The 24,966-nt window shown below is 48.5% G+C and carries 24 protein-coding genes; 10 read left to right on the top strand and 14 right to left on the bottom strand.

Going from position 1 to position 24,966, the window contains the following annotated elements; translation table 11 throughout:
* Positions 1–44 precede the first annotated feature (44 nt).
* The gene (locus tag H7F15_RS10485; protein ID WP_185196920.1) at positions 45–188 is read right to left on the bottom strand and encodes a hypothetical protein; all 144 of its coding nucleotides are present in this window, start codon (positions 186–188) and stop codon (positions 45–47) included.
* A gap of 150 nt (positions 189–338) precedes the next feature.
* Here H7F15_RS10485 and dxs point away from each other — a divergent pair, with 150 nt between their 5' ends.
* The 3 genes from dxs (at position 339) to H7F15_RS10500 (ending at position 5,122) form a co-directional block, all read left to right on the top strand.
* On the top strand, positions 339–2,255 hold the full coding sequence (gene dxs / locus H7F15_RS10490) for a 1-deoxy-D-xylulose-5-phosphate synthase (RefSeq protein ID WP_185196921.1): 1,917 nt from the start codon (positions 339–341) through the stop codon (positions 2,253–2,255).
* A 794-nt stretch (positions 2,256–3,049) separates the two neighbouring features.
* On the top strand, positions 3,050–3,826 hold the full coding sequence (locus H7F15_RS10495) for an alpha/beta fold hydrolase (RefSeq protein WP_185196922.1): 777 nt from the start codon (positions 3,050–3,052) through the stop codon (positions 3,824–3,826).
* A 138-nt stretch (positions 3,827–3,964) separates the two neighbouring features.
* The gene (locus H7F15_RS10500; RefSeq protein WP_185196923.1) at positions 3,965–5,122 is read left to right on the top strand and encodes a nitrate/nitrite transporter; all 1,158 of its coding nucleotides are present in this window, start codon (positions 3,965–3,967) and stop codon (positions 5,120–5,122) included.
* 46 nt (positions 5,123–5,168) lie between these two features.
* Here the strand turns inward: H7F15_RS10500 and H7F15_RS10505 are convergent, their stop codons facing one another.
* The gene (locus H7F15_RS10505; protein ID WP_185196924.1) at positions 5,169–5,597 is read right to left on the bottom strand and encodes a lipocalin family protein; all 429 of its coding nucleotides are present in this window, start codon (positions 5,595–5,597) and stop codon (positions 5,169–5,171) included.
* A gap of 215 nt (positions 5,598–5,812) precedes the next feature.
* Here H7F15_RS10505 and H7F15_RS10510 point away from each other — a divergent pair, with 215 nt between their 5' ends.
* Positions 5,813–6,124 carry a LysM peptidoglycan-binding domain-containing protein gene (locus H7F15_RS10510; protein ID WP_185196925.1) on the top strand — a complete coding sequence of 104 codons (312 nt, stop codon included), beginning with the start codon at positions 5,813–5,815 and terminating at the stop codon, positions 6,122–6,124.
* Positions 6,125–6,183: 59 nt separating this feature from the next.
* Here the strand turns inward: H7F15_RS10510 and H7F15_RS10515 are convergent, their stop codons facing one another.
* Together H7F15_RS10515 and H7F15_RS10520 are read right to left on the bottom strand one after the other, a co-directional pair.
* The gene (locus tag H7F15_RS10515) at positions 6,184–6,828 is read right to left on the bottom strand and encodes a transporter (RefSeq protein WP_185196926.1); all 645 of its coding nucleotides are present in this window, start codon (positions 6,826–6,828) and stop codon (positions 6,184–6,186) included.
* 94 nt (positions 6,829–6,922) lie between these two features.
* The gene (locus H7F15_RS10520) at positions 6,923–7,342 is read right to left on the bottom strand and encodes a nucleoside-diphosphate kinase (RefSeq protein ID WP_185196927.1); all 420 of its coding nucleotides are present in this window, start codon (positions 7,340–7,342) and stop codon (positions 6,923–6,925) included.
* Between the two features lie 209 nt (positions 7,343–7,551).
* Here H7F15_RS10520 and H7F15_RS10525 point away from each other — a divergent pair, with 209 nt between their 5' ends.
* The 3 genes from H7F15_RS10525 to H7F15_RS10535 are packed head-to-tail and all read left to right on the top strand — an operon-like array spanning position 7,552 to position 10,172.
* Entirely contained in the window at positions 7,552–8,574 is a 1,023-nt protein-coding gene (locus H7F15_RS10525; RefSeq protein ID WP_185196928.1) for a bifunctional oligoribonuclease/PAP phosphatase NrnA, read from the top strand.
* Positions 8,575–8,603: 29 nt separating this feature from the next.
* On the top strand, positions 8,604–9,566 hold the full coding sequence (locus H7F15_RS10530; protein ID WP_185196929.1) for an FKBP-type peptidyl-prolyl cis-trans isomerase: 963 nt from the start codon (positions 8,604–8,606) through the stop codon (positions 9,564–9,566).
* Positions 9,567–9,596: 30 nt separating this feature from the next.
* Positions 9,597–10,172 (top strand): FKBP-type peptidyl-prolyl cis-trans isomerase, encoded by a 576-nt coding sequence (locus H7F15_RS10535; protein ID WP_185196930.1) that lies wholly within the window; start codon positions 9,597–9,599, stop codon positions 10,170–10,172.
* An 82-nt stretch (positions 10,173–10,254) separates the two neighbouring features.
* Here H7F15_RS10535 and recO read toward each other — a convergent pair whose 3' ends face one another.
* The 4 genes from recO to H7F15_RS10555 form a co-directional block, all read right to left on the bottom strand.
* On the bottom strand, positions 10,255–10,965 hold the full coding sequence (gene recO, locus H7F15_RS10540; RefSeq protein ID WP_185196931.1) for a DNA repair protein RecO: 711 nt from the start codon (positions 10,963–10,965) through the stop codon (positions 10,255–10,257).
* Positions 10,966–13,230, bottom strand: a complete 2,265-nt coding sequence (locus tag H7F15_RS10545) for a T9SS type A sorting domain-containing protein (RefSeq protein ID WP_185196932.1) — start codon at positions 13,228–13,230, stop codon at positions 10,966–10,968. It abuts the gene before it with no gap.
* A gap of 11 nt (positions 13,231–13,241) precedes the next feature.
* Positions 13,242–13,835, bottom strand: coding sequence for a thymidine kinase (locus H7F15_RS10550; protein ID WP_185196933.1), 594 nt, complete (start codon positions 13,833–13,835; stop codon positions 13,242–13,244).
* A 112-nt stretch (positions 13,836–13,947) separates the two neighbouring features.
* Positions 13,948–14,271 (bottom strand): 2Fe-2S iron-sulfur cluster-binding protein, encoded by a 324-nt coding sequence (locus tag H7F15_RS10555; RefSeq protein WP_185196934.1) that lies wholly within the window; start codon positions 14,269–14,271, stop codon positions 13,948–13,950.
* A 36-nt stretch (positions 14,272–14,307) separates the two neighbouring features.
* On the opposite strand from H7F15_RS10555, the gene H7F15_RS10560 reads away from it, so the two are divergent.
* Both H7F15_RS10560 and H7F15_RS10565 read left to right on the top strand, forming a co-directional pair.
* On the top strand, positions 14,308–15,423 hold the full coding sequence (locus tag H7F15_RS10560) for a hypothetical protein (protein ID WP_185196935.1): 1,116 nt from the start codon (positions 14,308–14,310) through the stop codon (positions 15,421–15,423).
* Positions 15,424–15,716: 293 nt separating this feature from the next.
* Positions 15,717–16,103 (top strand): hypothetical protein, encoded by a 387-nt coding sequence (locus H7F15_RS10565; RefSeq protein WP_185196936.1) that lies wholly within the window; start codon positions 15,717–15,719, stop codon positions 16,101–16,103.
* A 483-nt stretch (positions 16,104–16,586) separates the two neighbouring features.
* On the opposite strand, the gene pncA is transcribed toward H7F15_RS10565, so the two are convergent.
* The gene (pncA, locus tag H7F15_RS10570; protein ID WP_185196937.1) at positions 16,587–17,204 is read right to left on the bottom strand and encodes a bifunctional nicotinamidase/pyrazinamidase; all 618 of its coding nucleotides are present in this window, start codon (positions 17,202–17,204) and stop codon (positions 16,587–16,589) included.
* Between the two features lie 2 nt (positions 17,205–17,206).
* Positions 17,207–18,646, bottom strand: coding sequence for a nicotinate phosphoribosyltransferase (locus tag H7F15_RS10575; RefSeq protein WP_255481174.1), 1,440 nt, complete (start codon positions 18,644–18,646; stop codon positions 17,207–17,209).
* A 152-nt stretch (positions 18,647–18,798) separates the two neighbouring features.
* Between H7F15_RS10575 and H7F15_RS10580 the strand changes: the two genes are divergently transcribed.
* Complete coding sequence (locus H7F15_RS10580; protein WP_185196938.1) at positions 18,799–19,791, top strand: MoxR family ATPase; 993 nt, start codon at positions 18,799–18,801, stop codon at positions 19,789–19,791.
* Between the two features lie 14 nt (positions 19,792–19,805).
* Here H7F15_RS10580 and H7F15_RS10585 read toward each other — a convergent pair whose 3' ends face one another.
* The 4 genes from H7F15_RS10585 to H7F15_RS10600 all read right to left on the bottom strand — a co-directional run bounded on the left by H7F15_RS10585 (position 19,806) and on the right by H7F15_RS10600 (position 24,940).
* A complete protein-coding gene (locus H7F15_RS10585) occupies positions 19,806–20,609 on the bottom strand; it encodes a Rossmann-like and DUF2520 domain-containing protein (protein ID WP_185196939.1) in 804 nt (267 codons plus the stop codon).
* Complete coding sequence (locus H7F15_RS10590; protein ID WP_185196940.1) at positions 20,582–21,721, bottom strand: DUF563 domain-containing protein; 1,140 nt, start codon at positions 21,719–21,721, stop codon at positions 20,582–20,584. Before H7F15_RS10590 ends, H7F15_RS10585 begins: the two co-directional genes overlap by 28 nt.
* 113 nt (positions 21,722–21,834) lie before the next feature.
* The gene (ccsA, locus tag H7F15_RS10595; RefSeq protein ID WP_185196941.1) at positions 21,835–24,438 is read right to left on the bottom strand and encodes a cytochrome c biogenesis protein CcsA; all 2,604 of its coding nucleotides are present in this window, start codon (positions 24,436–24,438) and stop codon (positions 21,835–21,837) included.
* A gap of 70 nt (positions 24,439–24,508) precedes the next feature.
* A complete protein-coding gene (locus H7F15_RS10600) occupies positions 24,509–24,940 on the bottom strand; it encodes a cytochrome c maturation protein CcmE (RefSeq protein ID WP_185196942.1) in 432 nt (143 codons plus the stop codon).
* Between the last annotated feature and the right edge of the window lie 26 nt (positions 24,941–24,966).

Genomic DNA, 24,966 nt, shown 5'->3' on the forward strand with positions numbered 1-24,966 from the left:
TACTGCAGCGCCCGGCGCTTAACGAACAGCAAATTTAAACATTTTTAGCTGATTTGGTGTAACTCCCAGTTTATACCTGTGCTTACCCAGGCCACATGCACCAACAGAACACGCTGCAGGGTTAACCATGTGCCGCCAACTATAGTTCTGCCAGGGCTTATAGTTTGGCTGACAGCAGTTTCAGGCATAAATTTTGAACACTCCGGCTATGAAAATCATCGGTCAGGTAATTCGTACATTATTTTTATTAATTTTACGTTTTGCCCGGTCGTTTTACAATTTTGCAAACAGCAAACTTTTGACGATAAAAATTGTTGAGGGTCTATAAAGGTACACTTATGATCATTAAACCCGGAGAGTTGCTAGCCTCCATCAACACACCTGCCGACCTGCGTAAGCTGAAGCCGGAACAATTGCTGCAGGTAAGCCAGGAGCTACGACAGTATATTATAGATGTAGTGTCGATACACGGTGGCCATTTTGGGGCCAGCCTGGGTGTAGTAGAGCTTACTACTGCGCTGCACTATGTGTTTAATACACCTTACGACCAGCTGGTTTGGGATGTGGGGCATCAGGCATACGGGCATAAGATACTGACCGGCCGCCGCGATATTTTCCACACCAACCGCAAATACGGTGGCATCTCCGGTTTCCCGAAACGTAAAGAAAGCGAGTACGATACGTTTGGCGTAGGCCACTCCAGCACGTCTATTTCGGCGGCACTGGGCATGGCAGTTGCCTCGCAGTACAAAGGCGAAAAAGAGCGTCAGCACATTGCCGTGATTGGTGATGGCGCCATGACAGGCGGTATGGCGTTTGAGGCCCTGAACCACGCCGGCGCTACCAACGCCAACCTGCTGGTAGTCCTGAACGACAACTGCATGAGCATCGACCCGAACGTAGGCGCTCTGAAAGAATATTTAACCGACATTACCACCTCCCGCACTTACAATAAGGTACGCGACGAGATCTGGAATATACTGGGCAAGATCAGCAAGTTCGGCCCGAATGCACAGCACATCGCCTCTAAGATAGAAAGCGGTATTAAAGCATCGCTGCTGAAGCAAAGCAACCTGTTCGAAGGCCTGAAATTCCGTTATTTCGGCCCTATAGATGGACACGACATCAATCATCTGGTGTCGGTAATGGAAGACCTGAAACATATCCCGGGTCCGAAAATCCTCCACTGTGTAACTACCAAAGGTAAAGGCTTTGCCCTGGCCGAAAAAGACCAGACCAAATGGCACGCGCCGGGTCTGTTCGATAAGATTACCGGTGAGATCTATAAAAAGCACTACGATAAGCCACAACCACCAAAGTATCAGGATGTGTTTGGCCATACCATTGTGGAGCTGGCAGAGCAGAACCCTAAAATTATGGGGGTAACACCTGCTATGCCATCTGGTTGCTCGCTTAACATTATGATGGAAGCCATGCCGGACCGTGCTTTTGACGTAGGTATCGCTGAACAACACGCGGTAACTTTCTCCGCCGGTTTGGCTACGCAAGGCATGATTCCGTTCTGCAACATTTACAGCACGTTTATGCAGCGCGGCTACGACCAGGTAGTGCACGATGTGTGTTTACAGAACCTGCCCGTAGTTTTCTGCCTGGACAGAGCTGGTTTTGCCGGTGCCGACGGCCCGACACACCACGGCGCTTACGACATTGCCTACATGCGCTGCATCCCGAACATGGTGGTATCTGCCCCTATGAACGAGAAGGAACTACGTAACCTGATGTTTACGGCCACGCAAGAAGGTGCTGGTCCGTTCACGATCCGCTACCCACGCGGCGAAGGTGTTATGCCTAACTGGAGAACTCCTTTTGAAACCATCAAGATCGGTAAAGGCCGCACCATACAGGAAGGCGAAGAAGTAGCGATACTTACGTTTGGCCACATCGGTAACTATGCGGTAGATGTTTGCAAAAAGCTAAGCTTCGACGGCATTACACCAGGCCATTACGACATGCGCTTTGCCAAGCCGCTGGATGAAGAATTGCTTCATCATATTTTCTCTAAATACAGCAAAGTAATTACCGTAGAAGATGGCTGCCTGCAGGGTGGTTTTGGTAGTGCGGTACTGGAGTTTATGGTAGATCATGGCTACACCTCACAGGTAAAACGCCTTGGTATTCCGGATAAGATTTTTGAACACGGCTCCCAGCTGGAACTACACCGCGAAGCCGGCTTCGCCCCGGAAGACATTGAGCGCACTGTACGTGAGATGATTGGGGTTGCGGTTAAAGTATAACTGAGCTCTGCTCCTGAATTAAGATTTACTAACATAGTACATAAGATTTAAGCCCTGGAGTTTTAAAACTGCAGGGCTTTTTTGTTCTTCATATCGAGAAAAGTCGAGGTATCTTATATGTCTTATAGTTTCCATTATTGTCATTTCGAACAAAGTGAGAAATCTATCTCAGGCTATAGTTTGTAAAGACCTAGCAGCGTGCGCAGCTCCTGCTAGCGTTTGATGCTATAGTTGAATTTGCCTACTACTCGAAACAAGCCGTTGCTCTATAACATCTACCAATCCTGAGAGCTCTAAGAGCCTATAGTTTTATAGTTTGCCTGGCTCCCTCCCGGGCCGGGAGGCCCCGTCTTCGGGCATCGCGCTGCTGCCTTCTTGCTATCCTCCTGCGTCGGATTGCCTGGCGGCACCGCAACAAGTCAAAGGCGCTCAACCCAAAGACTGATATAGAGCTCGATAGCTGCTGCCTTTGGCTATAGTTTGCTCTATGTCTCTTGGTTGGAGCAGATCGGTTTTTCTCGTGGTTGTAATTCCGTAGGGGCAGGTCGCGACCTGTCCGCTCAATATCGTAAACTATAAAACTATAAATCAAACTATAGCAGTAGCAGAGTTCCCCTCCTTGGTTAAGGAGGGGTAGGGGTGGTTTGACCAACAGCAACTATAACACCATAGCCCCAACTATAGCTCAGCCTTTGAAGCTCTCTTCTTTAGATAAGGAATGGAAGTGATTAGCCGCTAATGCCACGGATATTCCGTATTTACTATCTTTACAAACTATAGCTACAAACTAAACTATGCCACACGCTACTTATACCGATGCCGGATCCGGCGAGACACTGGTTTTTCTGCATGGCTTCGCCGAGAGCAAACACCTATGGACAGACTTTAAAAAGCCGCTGCAGCAAAAGTTCAGGACAATAGCCTTAGACCTGCCGGGCTTTGGGAATAACACCGCTAATACTACAAATTATAGCATGGATGCCATGGCAGACTATGTGAAACAGCAGCTGGATAAACTGGGTGTGAAGAAATGTATACTCATCGGGCATTCGATGGGCGGCTATGTGAGCATGGCTTTTGCAGAAAAGTACAGCAACATGCTAAACGGCCTTTGCCTGTTCCACTCCTCTGCCCTACCCGACACCGACGAAAAGAAAGACAACCGCAACAAAACCATCGAATTTGTGGAGAAACACGGTGTAGAGAAGTTTATGCAGTCGTTTGTGGAGCCGCTGTTCTTTGCTGATAACCGGGAGAAGCTCCGCAGTAAAATAGATCTGATGAAGAAAATAGGCACCGATACACCAAAAGAAAGCATAATTGGTGGCCTTGCTGCCATGCGCGACCGTCCCGACAGAACCGATGTGCTGAAGAAAGCTAAATTCCCGGTACTGTTTATTTTTGGCAAAGAAGACGGAGCCGTACCTATGGATAAAGCCTTGGAGCAATGCCACCTGCCTGATAACAGCATGGTCTATTTCCTGGGGCAGACCGGCCACATGGGCATGTTCGAGCGCCCCTACGAAACCCGCAAAGCCATCGAAAAATTCGCCGAAACAATTCTGGGATAGTTTAGGAAGTAAGAGTTAGAGAGTTTAGGAGTTATAGTAGTAGTTTAATATCCAACCTAAAACTCTCGAAAACCCCTAAGTTACACTTTCAAAACTTCTAACTTCCTAAACTCATACTTCTCTAACTCCTAAACTACAATGCGTCGTGTTCTGCCAACTATCGTTTTTACCCAGTTTGCGGGCACGTCGTTGTGGTTTGCGGGCAATGCAGTGTTGCCGGAGTTACAACAGGATTTTAATCTGCAGCAGGGCGCCCTGCCACTGGTCACTTCGTCGGTGCAGCTGGGGTTTATACTGGGCACCCTTTGTTTTGCCATCCTGTCGCTGGCCGATAGGGTTTCGCCGCGGGTATTGTTTATGGTTTGTGCCGTGGCCGGTGCCGGGGCAAATGCACTGCTTGTTTTACTGCCGGGCAACCTGGCAACGCTACTTGTGCTTCGGGTAGCAACCGGATTTTTGTTAGCCGGTGTTTACCCCGTGGGCATGAAAATAGCGGCAGGCTGGTACAGCAGCAACTTAGGCAAAGCGATCGGCTACCTGGTAGGGGCACTGGTGCTGGGCACGGCCTTTCCGCATTTACTACGGGCCCTGGGCACCGAGCTTCCCTGGCAAACCATGCTGCTGACTATAAGCCTGCTGGCAGCTGCAGGTGGCATTTTTATGTTCCTGCTTGTGCCCGATGGGCCATATCTGCGCAAAGGAGCCACTTTTGATGCAGGCAACATGTTACAGGTATTCAGAGTGAAAGAGTTTCGGGCGGCGGCGCTGGGGTACTTCGGGCACATGTGGGAGCTGTACACGTTCTGGGCCTTTGTGCCGGTTATACTCGCCTATAGTTTGCCTGACCTTACTACCACACAAATCTCATTCTATAGTTTCTGTATTATTGCGGCTGGCGCCGTGGGCTGTGTAGTTGGCGGTTATTTATCGCAGTGGTTTGGTAGCGCCAGGGTGGCATTTGTGCAGTTGCTGCTTTCAGGTATTTGCTGTGTAGCGGCCATTCTTGTGCTTCAGGCTGGTGCTGCAATCATTATACTGCCGTTTCTGTTGTTCTGGGGCATTGTGGTGGCCGGCGATTCGCCTCAATTCTCTGCTTTAAATGCCCGAACAGCACCGCCGCACCTGGTCGGCACGGCTCTTACGGTTGTAGTTAGCATTGGCTTTGCCTTAACCATCATCAGCATACAACTAACTGATATGCTTCTGAACTATAGCCCGCTGCCGGTTGTGTTTGGTTTGCTGGCCATTGGCCCTGCCCTGGGTTTACTGGCCCTGAGGCGCCTTGCCAGGCAGTAAAAAAAAGCCGGCTGTTACACCGGCTTTCAGTTTGTATCACTTTCTGTTACTTCTCTACTTCCATCACCATCTCCGAACCATCAGCGGCCCGCAGGCGCAGCTCATCTTCTTCCAGTTTCACTACGTCAAAGGTTTCCGATACTTCTTGGTTCTCGAACTGCAGTGTTAGCTTTTTGGCAGACTGGTCGTACTCCCAGGTGCCGGTCTGCAGGGTACTGGCGCCTCCCATAGCAAAGCGGCCATCAGCATAAAACTGTATGTTCTGCTGTTTTTCGGCATCAGTCAGTTTTTCTTTATCGCCCGATGCATTCAGCTCTTTTTTGGCTGTCCAGGTTTTGCTGCTTGGGCCAGTAAGCATGCTCTCGGTTCCGGCTGTGTCTTTACCACCACAGCTTACAAGCACTACTGCCAGTAAAAGGGGCAGCACCATTTTGTAAAGGGCATTTATCCCCCCGTTTACAGTCTTCATTTCCATAGTTTCAAATAGTAAGTTTTACACGTTTGTGGCCCAGCAACGGGCTGAGGCCGTGCTTAACTTACGTGCCTTGCCAGCTATAAGTTAGTAGCATTGTATCTGGTTTTAATTCAGGCAGGTACACAACTATGCGCTATTTACGGCGTATTTATTTGAGTGGCTTTGCACCTGCAGGGCTACCCTTAACTTAAGACTGGAACTTTAATTTTTGAATTATGGGATTGTTTGATTTTTTAAAGAAGGGGAAGGAAGAGCCTGCTAAACGACCAACAGGTTCACCGAGAACCAACCAGATGCCTGGCCAGCCTGCACAAGGTACCACAGCATCCTCAAGCCAGCAACATGTTGGCTCTGCCAGCACAGACACCTACACTGTTCAGTCCGGCGACTCGTTATCGAAAATTGCGCAGCGACAGTATGGTAGCGCCAGCTCATGGACCAAGATCTATAACGCGAATAAATCTATAATCGGCGACAACCCTGACCTGATTAAACCAGGCCAGAAACTGACTATACCAAGAGATTAAGCATTAAATCAAAAAACAAAAAGCCAGCCTTTACCGGGGCTGGCTTTTTGTTTTCAGGCCTATTTAAGTTTGTAGTTTATGCCTGCAGAGAAACCAAGGTCGCGCTCCCTGTAATCACTGTTGGTAGTATCCAGCCTGTTAGAGAGTTGTACCTGTGCTTGGGCTGCAAGTGCAAACCGCTCATTAAACGTGTATTGTATCTCGACAGGCAGATGCAGGGTTAAATCCTGTCGGTATTCGTTATCATAGCTTGGATGGATAAGGTAATCCTCGAAATCCTTCTCAATTTTATTTTTTGAGTAGTACTCGTATTTAAATCCCACACCTGTCCCTGCACTCCACCTTTCGTTCAATGCATACAGGTAAATTAACTGAAGGGCAACTGCTAAGTTTTCATCTCTCACTTCGGCATCGGCAATGGGGTGTCTGTTATAATCTATAACCTGTACCTCTCCGGCGCCCTGGCGTTCTGCTGTATTCAAAATATTAAACTGCAGGCTGCTTTTATTTGCAAGTGGCAATTTCAGCCATGCCCCCAGCGACGCCTGCAGCCCTATATCGTATGTTGCTGCGGCTTCCCGCTGCTCGCTTACCAGGGTCTTAAAAACTCCGGCTCTGGCAGTTACACCATAGGATATTTTCTGTGCATGTGCTGCAGTGCCCGCGAGCAAGGCAAAAATGAGGAGTAAAAGTTTTTGTTTCATAAGCTATAGTTGGTTTGTAAGTACAAATAAAAAGCCCCGCCAAAGCTATGCTCTACGGGGCTTTCTTAATCAATAAGTATTCGTGCGCTATAGTTTAGAAACGCTCGTCGGCAGCGAAAAAGAAGTCGCCTTCGATCTGTGCGTTCTCATCAGAGTCAGAACCGTGCACGGCGTTAGACTCGATAGACTTCGCGTATTTCTTACGGATAGTGCCTTCCTCAGCCTGCGCCGGGTTGGTAGCACCAATCAGTTTACGAAAATCTTCTACTGCGTTGTCTTTCTCCAGGATCATCGCCACAATCGGGCCTTTCGACATATATTTTACCAGGTCACCATAGAACGGACGCTCTTTGTGTACTTCGTAAAATTTGCCGGCACGCTCCTCAGACAGTTTTGTCTTTTTCATTGCAACTATACGGAAGCCGCCTTCCTCGATCATTTTAGTGATGCCGCCAATGTGGTTATCCGCTACTGCATCCGGCTTTATCATGGTAAAAGTGATGTTTCCTGCCATGTGATGTCTTATTTATAAGGTTTGTTTCTGTTTTACGGTCGCAAAATTAGTAGTTTTATGGTTAATAATACTACAAACTATAGCTATAGTTTGCGGGAAGCACTTTTTGTATCTTTACCTGCTTACCGGCCGGTTTATTGTTTTAGAAGTTATTTCTTCAGAAATTCGCAGTTTATTTCCTTATTAATCAGAGGAATTATACTTACCCTATGTATGATGTTAGCGCTCTACAAGAGCTTCTGAAGGAACCTAAAGAGGTGATGATCACCACGCACCACAAACCAGACGCCGATGCGCTGGGGTCGTCTTTAGGCCTGGCAGGTTATCTTAAAAAGAAAGGGCACCGTGTTACCGTAGTTACGCCTTCCGATTACCCGGGCTTCCTGAACTGGATGCATGGCAACGACGACGTGATCATTTACTCTGAAAAAAACGACGAACTGGTACAGCGCATCATCAAAGAATCGCAGGTTATCTTTTGTCTTGATTTTTCGGCCCTGTCGCGCATAAACGAGATGGGCGAGTACATTCGTAACGCCAAAGGCATCAAAGTACTGATAGACCACCATCTGCAGCCCGAAGCCTTTGCTGATATACAGTTCTCGAACACCAACGCAGCCGCTACGGCCGAGATCGTGTACGACCTGATAAAGGATCTGGGCGACGGTGACCTGATCGATACCAACATCGGGGAGTGCCTGTATGCCGGCATCATGACCGATACAGGCTCGTTCCGCCACCCGAGCACTTCGCCAAACGTGCACCTGATCATTGCCGATCTGCTGAACGTAGGCGTGAAAACATCCAACATCCACCGCCTTATTTACGACAGCTCTACTGAACTGCGCCTGCGCTTTTTAGGCTATGCACTTAAGGAAAAACTGGTGGTGCTGCGCGAATACCATACCGCTTACTTTGCCATTACCGCCGAAGAACTGAAAGCCTACGACTCCAAAACAGGTGATACCGAAGGGCTGGTGAACTATGCTTTATCGATAGAGGGCATTATTTTTGCAGCGCTGATCATCGATCGTAGCCAGGCGGTTAAAATGTCGTTCCGTTCGGTTGGTGATTTTTCGGCCAACGAGTTTGCAAGAGCCCATTTTAATGGCGGTGGCCATAAAAACGCGGCCGGCGGCATGTCCATGGATTCGCTGGAGGCAACGGTAGCCAAGTTTGAGAGCCTGCTGCCACAATACCAGGAGCAACTACAGGCGGCTGCTCAGTCTTAACTAATTAAAAAATCTAACTTAAATAATCAATGCTATCTAAAATCAAATTCCTGTTGCCGGTTATAGCTGGTGCCGTTATGGTACAGGCCTGCAACAAAAACAACGATGAGTTTTATAAAACAGGTGATGGCCTGAGCTATAGGATCTTTGAAAAGAACGACAAAGGCGAATACAAGAACAAGGGTGAAGTAAACCCGGCTGACAGCGTAGGCGCTAAGATCGGTCAGGTAGTTACCTTCCACTGGGCTATTAAAAACTCGGAGGACTCTACGTTTGCCGATACCCGCACACAGGGCCCTAAAATGCCGATCATCCTTCCGCTGATGCAGCCATCTATGAAAGGCGGCCTGGAAAACGCCCTTGCCATGCTGGCTCCCGGCGATAGCGGTGTGTTCAAGATCAACGCGGACACCCTGTTTGCCAAAACATTTGGCCAGCCACTGCCTCCGTTCATCAAACCAGGCTCAGAACTAACCTTCTTCATCAACATGCAGAAGGTACAGTCGAAAGCTGATGCAGAAGCAGACTATGCCAAAATGATGGAAGAGCAGATGGAGAAAGCCAAAGTGGAAGCTGAAAAACAGCTGAAAGTGGATGATGCCAAAATCCAGGCTTACATTAAAGAAAACAACCTGCAGAACGTACAAAAAACACAGTCAGGCGTTTATTATGTAGTAACTAAAGAAGGCAACGGCCCTAAAGCCAAGTTTGGCGATGTGGTAGCTGTACACTACAAAGGCACGTTCCTGGATGGCAAAGAGTTTGACAACTCGCGCACAAACCCGATGGCTGCAGGTAAACCATTTGAGTTTACTTTAGGCCAGGGCCAGGTAATTAAAGGCTGGGACGATGGTGTTTCTGAACTGAAAGAAGGCAGCGAAGCAATTTTGCTTATCCCTTCGCCGTTAGCCTATGGTGCACAGGACCGCGGTCCGGATATGCCGGCAAACTCTGTACTACGCTTCGATGTGGAGCTGGTAGATGTTAAGTAATCAGTAACAATTAAAAATTACCGTTAAGCTATGACTACCCTACACGCCCTTACAAAAAGGTTCTTTAAAAGCAACGGCCTGCTTCAGAGCCTGCTTTTAGTATTTGCCGTGGTATCGATAACGTCCTGCGCTGCAGACGAAAACGATGATCCGTTTTACTTTGATGTGGAAGCACAGAAAGCAAAAGACGAAGAGACCATCCGCAAATATTTCCGCGACAACAACATCGACACGACAGCTGTGGTGCGCTCTCCGGAGTCCGGATTATATTACCTGGATGTAGTGGTTGGCGAAGGGGAACAGGTAGAGCTTAACGACACCGTAACAGTACAGTACATTGGCAAGCTCGTTAACAACTTTATTTTCGACTCTACTTACGACAGAGGCCGCCCGGCCACGTTTGTAGTAAGAAAATCTGCGGTTGTAAACGGCGTGGCGCAGCAAGGCGTTATAGATGGCTGGGTGGAAGGCCTGCAGAAAATGCGTGTAGGCGGCGAGGCCAAGTTGTTTATACCATCGCACCTGGCTTACGGGCCTTATGGTAGCGGCTCAGTGCCAGGCAATGCCGTGCTGATCTTTAACGTAGAGATACTAAGTAAAAAGTAAGCTTCGGTTTACAGCTAAACAGAAAGGGCGATACTGCAACGTATCGCCCTTTTTATTTTTATAGTTGGGCGCACTATAGTTGCTAAGACAGCACCTCTGAAAGTATTGCCAGTGATTTGATATCGCCGAGGCGGTCGACGTGCAGCTGGTAATAGCGCACCAGCACCGACAGCAGCTCGCGCCGTACGCGACCATTGGGTATAGTGGTTCGGGCCGGGTCGTGCAGCAGTTCATCAAAATACTCTTCGTAAGCCTGCAGTGCCAGCACCGTTGGAGCCGCTGAAGCCGATTGCGCATTAGCCGAGAAAGCCACCTGCTCCACAATCTCTTTACCCGAAGTCGGGCCAAAACCCAGGTGGTGGCTAAGTTGTAGCAGAAAAACGAGGTGAAAGTTCTCGAAGCCCTGGTCCAGCTCATCAAATGCAACTATAGCCTGGTAGAGGAACTGAAACAGGGGCGGGTTCTCTTCTTCTTCCTTTACCGTACGGGCTACCATCTCCGACAAAAACAACACCATGCTGCTCTTCCGGATATCAAACGGGATGGAATGAAAAGGATAGGAAGCTTTGTACTCTGAAATACGCGTCAGGCCACCCTGTTTGGAAGTATACACCACCATATCGAGCAGCGTAAACGGCTGAAACAGGGCAATGCGGGAGCCTTTGCGCTGCGTACGCACACTGTTGATGATGTACGATTGCAACCCTAACTGCTCGGTATAAACCCGCGCAATAATGGAAGTTTCGCGGTACTTGATGTAGTTGAGCACAACGCCCCTTGTCTTGATCAGCATTTACTGCAGTACGGCTATTTTAGAGATACAGGTTTGCTTGCCATCGGCATCGGAGCTGAGCACCAGGTATACACCCGCTTTTGCCCGCTTGCCATTGTAGTCGCGCACATTCCAGGTGGCAGTGCCGCCGGTAGCTCTGGTTTTATAGATCAATGTTCCGCTGATGTCGGTGATGCTTACTTCGGCGTTGTTTGGCAGGTTTGAAATAGCTACCAGACCGGTAAATTCCTTCCGCACAGGGTTCGGGAAAACGATGGCGCAATCGGGCGTGTCTTCGGTTATAGTTACGCCAGCCCTGTACGAGGCAATACCTGCTGCAGTAGCTACAAATATGTTACCGGTTTTGTGCTCTACGGCCACGCTGTGCACGCTGTTAGCTGGCAGCGGACTGTTTTGCGTGGTAAAATGCTGTACCAGTTCGTCGCCATCCGGCCCGAAAAGCCAGAGGCCGTTATCTGTACCTACCCATTTGCGGTTGGCGCCATCTACAGCAATGCTTAACACGCGCTGCCCTTCCAGCAAAGGCCTGCGGTCAATTATCGGCAAGTGTGCATCGTAGCTTTGTGATTCGAAAACAGCGAACGGGTTATAAAAAACAGCCACGCCCCGGTTGGTGCCCACCCAGATATCGCCGTTCAGGTCTTTAACTAAACTATAGACAATTCCGCCCGGCAAGTTACCCGATCCGCTACCTGTATTTAACCGTTTAATACGCTGCTGTTTCTCATCAAAAACTATAATTCCGGCATTATTCTGTTTATTGCTGGTCAGCCATTTGTAGCCGTTGTCGTCAATCAGTACCTGTTCTATCAATGTGCCATCTGCTACACTGTTTAAACTATAGCCTCGCAGCTCACCATCCGGAGAAATGCTAAACAGTGATGGCACCATAGCCCTGCGGCTTGGGTTAACCAACCAGATGGTACCGTCCGGATCGCGGAAAATGCTTGTTACAGGGGTATTTTCAGGATTCGCAAGCGCGCTTTGCAGCGGGCTGTTGCTGCTATTATAGTTGGTATAGTTCTCGCCATCCCAAACTATAAGCCCGTTCTTTAAAGAGGCCAGGTAAAGCTTCCCGTTTTCAGCATCATACACGCCATCCACTATGTCCTGCACATCGTCAGGGAATGTGGTATCTGTGAAACGGTTGTAGCTCTGCCAACTATAGTTCTCGTACACGCTGAAGCCATTGGAATTATCGGCAGGGCTATAGTTCTCGTTATAGTTTCCGCCAAAGGCAAACAGTTTACCAGCTTCGGTTTTTAGGCTAAAAGCATCTCCGGCATAAGGACCTCTTGGGGTAACTATAGTGGCAGCTCCGTTTATCGTTTTCTGTACCAACCCGGCCTGCGCATCGGCTACCCAAACTACAGCTCCGTCTGTAACTGCATCTTTTGGCGCCTGAATCAGTTCATCAGAGAGTTCAACTATAATTCCGGATTGGCTCAGCAGCAGTACTCTGGATGGCGTAGTTATAGTTAGATAATCTATAGTTGGCTGCAGCGTTTGTATGGGCTGGACTATAGTTGTAGGCTGCCAGCTTGTGCCATTCAACCTGTATAAACCAGTTGCAGTGCCTGCATAAACGGCACCGTTAGAGGTGGCTATAGTTGCTATAGTTTGCGGAAGCGTGCCGGTAACATTTTGCCAGTTGCGGAAATCCTGCAGGTTGGGGCCGTTCAGTTTGCCTTTGAGTACGCCTATAGTTGTGGCCAGGTACAAATGCCCGTCGTGTATAGTTGCTGCCAGAATACTGAGCTGCTCGCCATTGGGGCCTAAGTTGCTGTAAGTATCGCGGATCTCTTTTCGGGCAATATCCAGCACGACTACGCCGAAGGTTGTGCTCAGGTAAGCAGTGCGGTTAGCGGTGTATATGTGGTTGATCTTTTTCTCGCCGGGCAGGTTCTTCCGGACAATATCGCTGATGGTGTGTAGGGTACTCCCCTGCAGCAGGTCTATGTAGGTGTTGCCGTACCCGATTACAAGTGTTTTGCTTTGTGCATCATATCCAATGGCACTGATCTGCTGCTCACGCAGTCCATCGGATTTGGTGAGGGCTTTGGTGGTGTTAAACTCTTTGTCGTAGTAAAAAAGACCCTGCTCTACTACTGCGTAAATTTTGTCGCCGGCTATAGTTACGGCTTTGCCCTGGCGGTAAGGCACGTGCAGTTGCCATGCTCCCACCGGCACCTGCGCCGTACTTACAAACGCCTGCAGCGCCCCGAAAAGCAGCAATAGCAAACGTATGAAAGTATTAAGGCGCATCAGCTAATAGTTTATTTCTTATTCTTGAGACCTTCTAAAAAGCAATGGCGGCAACGGGCTTCATACGAATCGGTTTCGCCTAACAGCACCTGCTGCTCTGAGGCAGCACTGCGGAACGAGTAGGTGGCAATATCGCCGCACTGCACGCAGATAGCATGTACTTTGGTAACGTATTCGGCTACGGCCATAAGCGCAGGCATCGGGCCAAATGGTTTGCCCAGGTAATCCATATCCAGCCCAGCTGCAATCACGCGCACACCGCTGTTGGCAAGCTTTACGCAAACTTCCGCCAGGCCATCGTCAAAAAACTGGGCTTCGTCTATCCCCACCACATCGCAGCTACCACCCAGCAGCAACATATCCTGAGCAAAATCGATGGGCGTAGAGCGGATGGCATTGGCGTTGTGCGACACCACATCCTCTTCATGGTAGCGTTTATCAACCGTTGGCTTAAATATCTCCACATTCTGCTTTGCAATCTTGGCACGGTTCAGCCTGCGGATAAGCTCTTCTGTCTTGCCCGAAAACATTGATCCGCAGATCACTTCAATCCATCCCCTTCTCTGTGCCTGGCCTCCGCCGCCAACGCGTGGTTCTATAAACATATGTAATTGTTGATTGCTGGTTGTTATTTGTTAAATTGTTGAAGGTTAAATTGTTTAATTGTCAGCCTGCTAAAAGAACAATCAACAATCAGCAATTTAACAATATAACCATTTAACCTGAGTAGCTCATGTGCGGTAGCTTGGTTTGCTCGGGTACTTTTCCGGTAACATCGCCACCACTTAACATACACTGGCAGGTAAGTCGTTCGTTATCTTTCAGGCGGCCGTTGTTGCGGTAGCGTTGCTCGGCAGGGCTTAGCTCGCCGAGGTGCTCCATGCCATCCAAAACTATAATGCGGCAGGTAGTGCAGCGGCCTTTGGTGCCGCAGGCGTGCATCCAGTCTATGCCGGCTGCCTGTATGGCCTTAAACAACGTCTGACCTTCGTCAACGGCTACATGGCGCTGATTCAGGTTTTGCACAATCAAATCCGGCATGTTACCTTTATACTTCAGAGAAGAAAGCTACTCCCAATGGACGACAAATATAATCAATTACACCTTGAGCGGTACAGCAAAGAGCTGGCAAATGTGTTGTGCGACCGCCATTTTGCCTCGCACGATACTATAAACGGCCCGCAATTGCTTCATTTTGCACCTGTTAAGCAGGTAAATCTTTTTGTGATAAAGGAATTGCTCCTGAAGTGGCACCAGGAGATGGCTAATCTGCGCAGTCCGTACTTCGATTTTGAAAGTGAGGATGTAAAGGAGGCCCTGCTGAATTTTATGAACGTGCTCTCGCGCAAGATTAAAATGAAACGCCACGCTTTTGAGCCGCTGTTGCAGAAAGCCATTTACGATACGTTCCTGGTTGTGCTGGCGCCGGCTGCTACCCTGGAAGAGAAGTTTCTGCGCATTCAGGAGGAGATTACGCTACCTAAGCTGCACGAAAACCTGAAGTACATTGATATTGACAAGCCCTTGTTTGCCGGCTTTATCGAGACGCTTTCGTCCAGCAGCCGCGACCGTGATTACATAGTGAGCCGATTTAAACTATACCTGAACGCACACCGGGGCGAGCTTACCAAACTGGAAACTATAGTTAGCCAGTTTAACAGTTTGTTGCCGTTAAGTGCCGATGATATTGTAGCACCAGCGGCTCCTGCCCCGGTTGCCACGCCGGCACCTGAAGCTGCCAAGCCTACACCGGCCGCGCCAGAAGAAGAAAAAGACGTAGTGGCGCCAATACACATGGCCCAGCGCGAAGCAACTATAGTTACACCACCTGCTGCTCCTAAAGCGACTGAGCACCACAACCTGAACGAGAAGTTTAAAGCGGCTGAACGCCCAACGCTGAACGAGAATTTTAAGAAAGCAGCACCTGCATCTTTGGCCGATGCACATACAAACCAGAAAATTGACTCGCTTAAAAATGCGATCTCGATAAACCAGCGCTTCAGCTTTATAAACGAATTGTTTGATGGCGATAACCTGACCTATTACCAGGCCATACAGTCGCTGGATGCGATGGCAGACCCTGAGCAGGCCAGGCAATTTGTAACCCAGAACTTAGCTGCCAAGTATGATTGGAGCAAGAAGCAAGAGCACGTACACAAACTGCTGCGCCTGATAGAGCGAAAGTTTGCATAAGCTTATTTAGCTTAAACCATATCAAAAGCTCATGCAAACCGTATGAGCTTTTTTTATGAGGGGGTATTCTTACAAACGGCAGTACATCAGGCGGGTGTGCAGCATGTAAAAAAACTTATTTATTCTGCTGTTGGCAGCTATTGCAAATAATAATCCGAAATGCTAATTATGCAGTTGCATTGGCATTTTTTAGCAGAAATTACCGCCAAAACGCAGCTTAAAAATTACGCTATAACTGACACAAACAGAAAATTAGCCCGTACTATCAACTTTAAAACATTTTATATTTAGCCATGAGAGACGATTTCGATTACGACGACGATTTGAGCTTCAATGATTTTGATGAGGAAGAGGATGATGATGACTTCGGAATGACGTTTGAAGAGGATCTGTATCTCATGATACGGGAAAAACTTCGTGACACCGTTCAGGAGTTTAAAGGGCAGTACCCGATGCTCAAAAAGCTGGAGAACGCCATCAGCAACTTTAAAGTAAACGCCAAAAACACCGACGACTCCAAGTTTTACCCGTTGGCTGCTAAATTACTGAGCGAGCACATTAAGCCGCTTACTGAAGAATCAGAAGAGATAGAGGAGATCTACAACAACATGCAGACCGACATTGCCCGCTTTAAAAATCAGCGTGCACACGGCCATGAAGGCGAGTTCTACTTATCTTAAGCATACAAAGTAAAAGCACACAAAAGCCACTCTTGTAACAAGGAGTGGCTTTTTCGTTTTTATAGTTCCAGATATCATGATTGGTGCCTTCGCTCGCGTCCCGCGAGTGTAAGCTATCTGGTGGCGTCTCGCCTTGTTTATGGCAACTATAGTAGATCAGTGTAGCGGCCAGAGTCCGCAGGTAACTCACACTCGCGGGACGCGAGCGAGGACATTTACTCTGTAAACTATAGTTTTATAGTTGAGGCTATAGTTAATCCTTGCTTTTTCAAAGCAAAGCAAGTTACAAACTGGCTGCCATACACAACCACCTGTTACCGCTGCGCTCAAACTGGCGGTATGGTATTTTGCTGGCGCGGATCTGTGATCCGTGTCTAATTATAAAGTCGAATTTGTAATCCGACTGGGCCAGAGGCCCAACTATAGTCTGACACGAGTGTAGACGCTCGCGCCATAGTTTATCGCTTGCGTTCAGCGAGTGTATTACATCTTCAGCAGTATCTTTTTGGCATGACTTATTTGTCCGCCTTTACTGAGCAGGTGCTCTTTTTTCAGCTCAAAGCTGTTAGCATCTATCGGCCGGCTGGCATCTTCAATTAGTGTGGTTTTAAAGCCCTGCTCCAGGCCATCCAAAGCGGTGAAGTATACACAGAAATCGCTGGCCAGTCCGCAAACCCAGATCTCTGTTACACCGCGGCCTTTCAGATAGGCTCCCAGCCCGGTTGCCTTGCGGTGTCCGTTATCGAAAAAACCGCTATAGCTGTCTATGCCGTGCTCCATGCCTTTCCGGAAAATGGCTTCTACATGGTTCATGTTCAGCTCCGGGCTAAACTCCGCGCCACGTGTGCCCTGCACGCAATGGTCGGGCCACAGCACCTGCTCCAACCCTTCCAGGTCAATCTTCTCAAAAACGCTCTTCCCTTCGTGTGCCGATGCAAAGCTTTTATGCCCGGCAGGGTGCCAGTCCTGGGTAGCAACTATAAGGTCGGCGTAGCTTTGTAGTTCGTTTATGAGCGGAATGATCTCGTCTCCACCCGGTACGGCCAGCGCACCGCCCGGCAGAAAATCATGCTGCACATCTACTATAATCAATGCTTTCATTACTATAAACTGTCTTTTTTATACTTGTTTCGGAGCTCGGTGCGCAGGTCGTAAAGTTTCTTGCTCAGGCCTACTTTGTAAATATGCGGATTCTCGAAGCGTTTATACTCATCTGTTAACTTACTCAGGCGTTCGGCTGCATAATCGGCTACTTCCAGTATCGGGGTTGGTGTAATGGTTAATTCCCCGTGCTTCATTACAGGTTGTAACAGCGGCTGCGAACTATAGCCTTTCAGCGTCATTCTTTTGTCGGGTTCGTACGGGTGATGGATGGCCTCCGGTGCAGCTTCATTTTCCAGGGCAACGGCATCAGCTATAAAATTACCGGCATCGTCGTGGTAGCGGTATACCTGTTTCAGGCCAGGCAGTGTCGTTTTTTTGATATTCTCGGAAAGCTTCAGGCGCGGCTCGCCATCGGCCATGCTTAATTTATATACGCCATCGAGGGCAGCATCGGGTTTGCCGGTTACAAGGCTTGTACCAACGCCAAAAATATCTATCGGGGCACCCTGGTCAAACAGGCTTTTCACAATGTACTCATCCAACTGGTTCGATACCACAATCTTCACATAGCTCAGGCCTGCGGCATCCAGCATCTGGCGGGCCTGTTTTGCCAGGTAGGCAAGGTCGCCGCTGTCCAGTCGTATGCCCATCAGTTTGTGGCCCTGCTGCTCCATTTCTTTGGCAACGGTAATGGCATTAGGCACTCCGATCTTCAGGGTATCATAGGTATCAACCAGCAGCACACAGCCCTGCGGATTTACTTTGGCAAAATCACGGAAGGCCGTCAGTTCGTCGTCGTAGCTCTGGATGTAGGCATGCGCTATAGTTCCGACGGCCGGCACTCCATACACTTTAGCACCCAGCACATTGGATGTACTTGTAAAGCCGCCTGTTATAGCGGCCCGTGTTGCCAGCATACCGCCCACCCCCTGCGCCCTGCGCAAACCAAACTCACTGAGCACAGCACCACGCGCCACCTGTTTTATACGCGCCGCCTTGGTAGCGATCAATGACTGAAAGTTTAGGTAGTTCAGCAGGGCGGTTTCTACTAACTGTGCCTCTACCAGGTTGCCCTGCACGCGCACCAGCGGCTCCTGCGGAAAAACCACTTCTCCTTCGCGCATACTATACACCGTGCCCTTAAACCTGAAATCACGGAGGAACTCCAGGAATTCGTCGTTAAAGTTCGTCGTCCTGTGCAGCCAGTCAATGTCATCGCTGCTGAACTTAAACTCCTGCAGCAGGGCCAGCACTTCGCCTAAACCCGAAAAAATGGTAAAGCCACCGTTATAAGGCTGTTTGCGGTAAAAATAATCGAAGGCTACCTGCTCGTTGTGGCGGTTATAGTTGTAGTGCGAGTGCGCCATCGATAGCTGGTACATATCTGTGTACAGAGCAGAGGTCAGATCGGCGTCAGAAGTGTGTTGCATGCGTGGCATGTTTTAAGGTTATTGTAAGTCCTAACTATAGTTGATTTCTATACCATAACTATAGTTTTATTGTTCTGCTACTGTTGCTTTGGCACAATAGCGTAGCAGAAGTGGCGTAATATAGCTATATTGGAGTCGTTTTTCCAGAACCTATGAGTTTTATGCCAGCAGAAGAAATTGCATACCTGGACCGTGTAAAGGCGAATCAGCAAAAGATAAAGCAGGTTTTCAGTGAAGTAGGGAAAGTAGTGGTGGGCCAGCAATACATGGTAAACCGTCTGCTGATCGGTTTGTTTACCGGTGGCCACATTCTGCTGGAAGGTGTGCCCGGTCTGGCAAAAACCCTTACCATCAACTCGCTTTCCAAAGCCCTGCGCTTAGATTTTCAACGCATCCAGTTCACCCCGGACCTGCTGCCATCCGACCTGATCGGGACAATGATCTATAACCAGAATGCCTCTATGTTTGAGGTAAAGAAAGGGCCGATCTTTGCCAACCTGATACTGGCCGACGAAGTGAACCGCTCACCGGCCAAGGTGCAGTCGGCGCTGCTGGAGGCCATGCAGGAAAAACAGGTAACTATAGGCGAAACAACCTACAAACTGGATCTGCCTTTCCTGGTACTGGCCACGCAAAACCCCGTAGAGCACGAAGGTACGTACCCGCTCCCGGAAGCACAGGTAGACCGTTTTATGATGAAGGTATACATCGACTACCCTAAAAAGTCTGATGAGCTGGAAATTATGCGCCGCATGGCCAACATGTCTTTCAACGATACCATCAACACCATTCTTTCCAAAGAAGATATTTTCGCGATACGGAACGAGATAAACCAGGTGCAGCTTTCCGAAACGCTGGAACGCTACATTATAGAGCTGGTTTTCGCTACCCGCCGCCCTGCCGAATACGACCTGAACGAGTTTGCGCCTTACATCCAGTTTGGGGTATCGCCGCGTGCCAGCATTGCCTTAAACCGTGCCGCCCGCGCCGTAGCCTATTTTGATGAGCGGGACTATGTGCTGCCGGAGGATATTAAAGAAGTAGCGCACGATGTGATGAACCACCGCATCATCCTGAACTATGAAGCTGAAGCCGATGGCATCCGGACAAAAGATTTTATAGAAGCCATCCTGCGCAAGGTTCCGATCAGTTAAAATCAACCTATAGTTTATCCTTTTTTGCTCCTGTGCTGTATGCTGTCGGTCAGCAGGCGGTATAGTTGCTGTAGTTCGGGTTCGGTTTGCAGCAGGCGCAGGTGCTCTTCTATCACGTTCTGGTCATGGCGGATGGCAGGCCCTGTTTGTACAGTAAATGGATGGTGCGCCGTAGCCTTCTCTATAGTTTCCTGAACAAGCGGTTGTAACAGATTTATGGGGAGACCTGCGTGCTGCAACAACTCGTGGCTGATGCCCAACAGGTGGTTTGTAAAGTTACACGCAAATACCGCAGCCAAATGCAACTGCTTCCTTTTCTCTGAATCTACGCGCGCTACCTGCCGGCTAATGCTTTGTGCCAGTTCCTCCAGTACTTTTGTTGTTTCCTCCATCACGCCTTCTACCAGCACAGGCACCTGCTGCAGATCCACGGGTTTCTGCTTCGAGAACGTCTGCAAGGGGTAAAATACGCCGGCCCTTTCACCAGCTATAGTTTGCAGCACCGTTAGCGGCTGCGACCCGGATGTATGCGCCAATATCGCTCCTGGTTTTACTTTCAGCTCGTTTGCCACCGCAACTATAACCGCATCCGGTACAGCTATCAGTACAACATCCGTCGCTATAGTTGTGAAATCCAGACTTTGGGTTGCAAGTGTATCAGACAACCGCCTTGAAAGCTCTTTGGCATGCGCTAACGTGCGGCTGTAAATGGCTGTTATCTTATGCCCTGCCGCCTGTAATGCCGGTGCCAGGTGCCAGGCCACATTTCCGGCTCCAACTATAGTTATGTTCATTGGTCGTATCTTGTGCTGAGCCATTCTTTTAATGTTTCAATTGGCACGGTAAAGTCTTCAATTTCGTCTCCGCTTGTGCCAATTATGGGTGTATAGTTAAAATCCAGGCCTTTGCATAACAGCATGTATCGCCCTTTAATAATGTTGGCAGGATGGAATTCTACCACCTGGCATTTTTCTGCAAAAAGTAAATTTGTAAGACCGGCCCCATGCGGCGAAATAATGGCTTCAGCATCGTAAAAGGTCTGAACTTGCTGCTGATAACTTAACTCTTCTGACCAGACAATTTTAAAGTTATACTGTTTGAGCAGTTCTATGATAGCAGGCTCATTTAACGCACGGCGGAATCTGGCTTTTGAGCGGCTCACATAAATCCGTTGCTTTGGGTTATCGCGCTTAATGCTAAAGCTACTCCAAACACCTTCCCGTAGCCACTTGCTCACTTCCGGCGGCATGTATCCACTGAAGGATGCCGTGATAAAAGATGGTAAGTAAAAGTTTGAAATTTTTATCCGGTGATGCTTGCTGATGTATTTGATCTTAATGTTTGGGTGATCCTTAAGCAGATACTCCAGCGTGTGCTTCTGATAAGGATGAGCACCTTTCCACATCAGCAATGTAACGGGCTCCGTAACGGTCTTTGCCAAAATGTAAGCCCTTGGCAGGCTATCTATAAACCAGAGCGATATATTATTATCAGCCCAGTGGCTATGCTGTATGGTCGTATAGATACCGCTTTTATAGTTATGGGGCAGCATAACCGTGAAATCCCGGAACGCCTTGCATCTTGTGATTCTATCCACACTCAGCCCTGATTCAACTATAAGCTTATCCCCCATCTTTATTACACCTGTGTTGCTCAGGTAAGTAACATCCTGCAGCTTGTAAAGTGATAACTCTTTCTGACGATGTCCTAACGCATAGTCTGCATCAAAGTAATTATACGAAGCAGCGCAGACCTTCAAGAACTCCTTTTCTTCCGGCGTAAACGACAGTTCATATGCCTGGGTAAGATTTACCTTTTCACCGCGCCCATGCAGGTAGGTATAGTAGGGATAGTAGTTTACAAGCCTGAGTGCTACATAAAACGCACTGTTTACTTTCCGTTTAAGCACCTTTAAAAAAGTAGAACTCATGCCTTGTATAGCTTAAGAAATAGAGCAGTTTATAGTATAAAGTTGTGGGTGCCCTAAAATACAAAAAGGCGGGCAATGCCCGCCTTTTTGCTATACTTAATTACAAAATGTATTTATGCTACCTGTGCGGCTTCCGCTTTTTTAGCAGGCTTGGTTTTAGCTGGTTTGCGGCCGCCATCCTCGTTTCTTCTAACTATAGCCATTACAAAACCGATCGACATAATGATCGTTCCGATCCAGAGGATATTTACAAACGGCTTCTCCATCGCTTTTAGGATGATGTAGTCCTTCTGGGTGGTATTCACGCCGATCTTAAACTCCTGCTTGGCTGGGTCGATGTTCAGGAACGTAATGCGCAGGCCAAGGTCTTCAATGATTTCTGGGTAATAGCCAGCCATGCCATCTTTAAAGATAAGCAGCGGATGTGCGTGATAGGTCTTCTTCTCTCCCATCACTTTCATGTCGGCCTGCACCGCTACATCGCCTTCCTTCAGCGGAACGCCCGGTACTTCCTTGATCACTTCCACCCCGTTGAAAATGGCTACATAATCGTTCAGGATAATGGTATCGCCCATGGCAACAGTATGCTCCTGCAGCTGGCTCCACTCTTTCTCTTCATTCGGGTCCGGAACAGAAGACACGTGCGTATACAGGTCCTTATTTGCAAACGATTTGATGTCCGGTGATGCCAGCAGGCCCATGTTCGGGTTTACCTGCGCACGCGGATAAAGAATGAATGTCTCGCCAGTCTCACGGTTCTTGTACTCCACTTCGTAGTAGGTGTTCTCAGGAGACGGCAGTTCCAGGGTATCGCTTGTCTTAAAGTATATTTTGTCGTTTACCTTAATATCAGCGCGGGCAATTGCCGTGTACTCATCAGCCGTCCTGAACAGGATTTCTTTGTTTACATACTCCGGTACACCTGCTACTTCTATAAACTGACCATGATAGGTAACTTTATACTTATCCATGTCGGTTGTAGCGTTGCGCCACAACAGCACGTTATCACGGTTAATTTCATCCGGGAACTCACGCGAGTACAGCATACCCGAAGTGTTACCGGAGATGATGTTGGAATAACCTGAAGAGAACAGGATACCCAGCAACATAAGGGCTATCCCAATGTGTGCCACCGCACCACCCGATAAAGACACTTTTTTGTGCAGCAGGCTCAGGATAATGCTCAGGTTGGCAAATACCGCGAACAACGACGTTACAAAAAGGATAATGTAAACCGGGTTGTCAAGTTTAAAGTCGAATACATCGAAGTTGTTTGACAGGATGATCACAAGGCTGGCGAACAACAGAGTCAGCATCAGCGGCATGGTAATCGCGTCCGCAAAGCTCTTCTTGTCTGTTTTACGCCACCACATCAGTTGCCCAATACCGGTAAGCACCGCAATCAGCACACCTGCCCATAACTGGAACTTGGTATAGTGCTCGATCTGGTCGGCTGGCAGAGCAGCGTTAGAATCTATGCCTATAAACCCAAGGAAAGAGTTATAAACCGGGATAGACGTAGTGGTAAGTACCTGGAAACCGGCCAGACATAGCACAGCTGCTCCGATAAATACCCAGAACTCACCGGTATAAGTAGTTAATTCTTTTTCAGTTGTCGGGATGTGTTTCCACTTATAGATCAGCAGGGCAACGGCCAGCACCGTAAAGGCAGTCAGGTACGTAAACAGCTGGCCAGACAGACCTAAGTCAGTAAAGGAGTGTACAGATGCATTTCCTAAAATACCGCTTCGTGTCAGGAAGGTAGCGTACAGGATCAGGATAAAAGACGCGATCACCAGTATATAGCTGATTCTCAGACCCTGCTTGCTTCTGCGGAATATAAGCATGGTATGAATAGCGCCTACCAGCACCAGCCACGGAATGTACACGGCGTTTTCTACCGGGTCCCAGTTCCAGTAACCACCAAAGTTAAGGGTTTCGTAAGCCCAGTAAGCCCCCATCATGGTACCTACACCCAGTGACAGGGCTGCAAAGTGTGCCCAAGGCAATGCCGGACGTACCCACTCTCCGAATTTGTTTTTCCAAAGGCCGGCCATCGCAAATGCAAACGGCACCAGGGTAGCTGCAAAACCCAGGAACAGGGTTGGCGGGTGAATTACCATCCAGATATTCTGTAGCAGCGGGTTCAGGCCTGTTCCGTCTTCCGGCTTAAAATTCGGGTCCATGGCAAATACCGGGGCATCCGACATAAAATCGCGCATCAGGATGAAAGGCGAAGAACCGATCTTCATATCCCCGATCACGATACCCAGGATCATAGAAGTAAGGAAAAGCTGTACGAACGAGAACATAGCCATTACCGGGGCTTCCCATTCCTTGTTCTTTTTACCGGAGTTCATCAACACTACGCCAAGCACCACATGCCAGAAAATCCAGAGCAGGAACGAGCCTTCCTGGCCTTCCCAGAAGCACGAGATCATGTAATGCACCGGCAGGTGATTGGATGAGTGGCTCCAGGCGTAATAATATTCGTAACGGTGCTCGTAAATAATATTGAACAGCGCAAAGATCACTACTATAACGGCCGCGCCATGCACATAAAAGGCCCCACGGGCAAAGCGGCGCCAACTGTTCAGGCTATTGGCATCGGCAGAAGAACGCGACGCCATAAAGTATGCGTAAGAAGACACGATGGCTGCCACAAAAGCAATTATCACACTCAGGTGGCCTATATCGCCGATCAGCGTATTTATCATCTTTATAAGTTAGAAAGTTAAAGAGTTAGAAAGTTAGAGAGTTATTTTCCTCTCTGCTCTCAACTATAGTTTATAAGCCTGCGGTAGTTGTATTTGGTTTTACTTCGGTTTCCACGTACTTAGACGGGCACTTCAGCAGGATCTTATCGGCTACAAACACGTCGTTCTGCATATTACCTGTAATCACTACCTGCTCCGAGCGCTCAAAATCCTGTGGCTTCGGGTTAAAGTACACTACTTTCTGCTCCACGCGGTTTGTATCAACCAGCATAAACGAGAAGTAGTTCGGGTCTACCAGCGGGTCGTACTGCATCCCTACTATGTGCCCTTTGGCATCTTTTTTAAGACGACCAACCACGTGCACTTTTGATTTGCTGCCATCTTCAGCCAGCTCTTTTGCCTGGCCAAAATCAACATAAGTGCTTGCATCGCCAGCCGTTGACATGATGATCATGATGGCTGCTGCGATGATGACGATACCGATGATGTGCGACTTTTTCATCTATGTATAAACTATAGTTTCCCGGT

This window comes from Pontibacter sp. Tf4 (assembly GCF_014212495.1).
GTDB lineage: Bacteria > Bacteroidota > Bacteroidia > Cytophagales > Hymenobacteraceae > Pontibacter.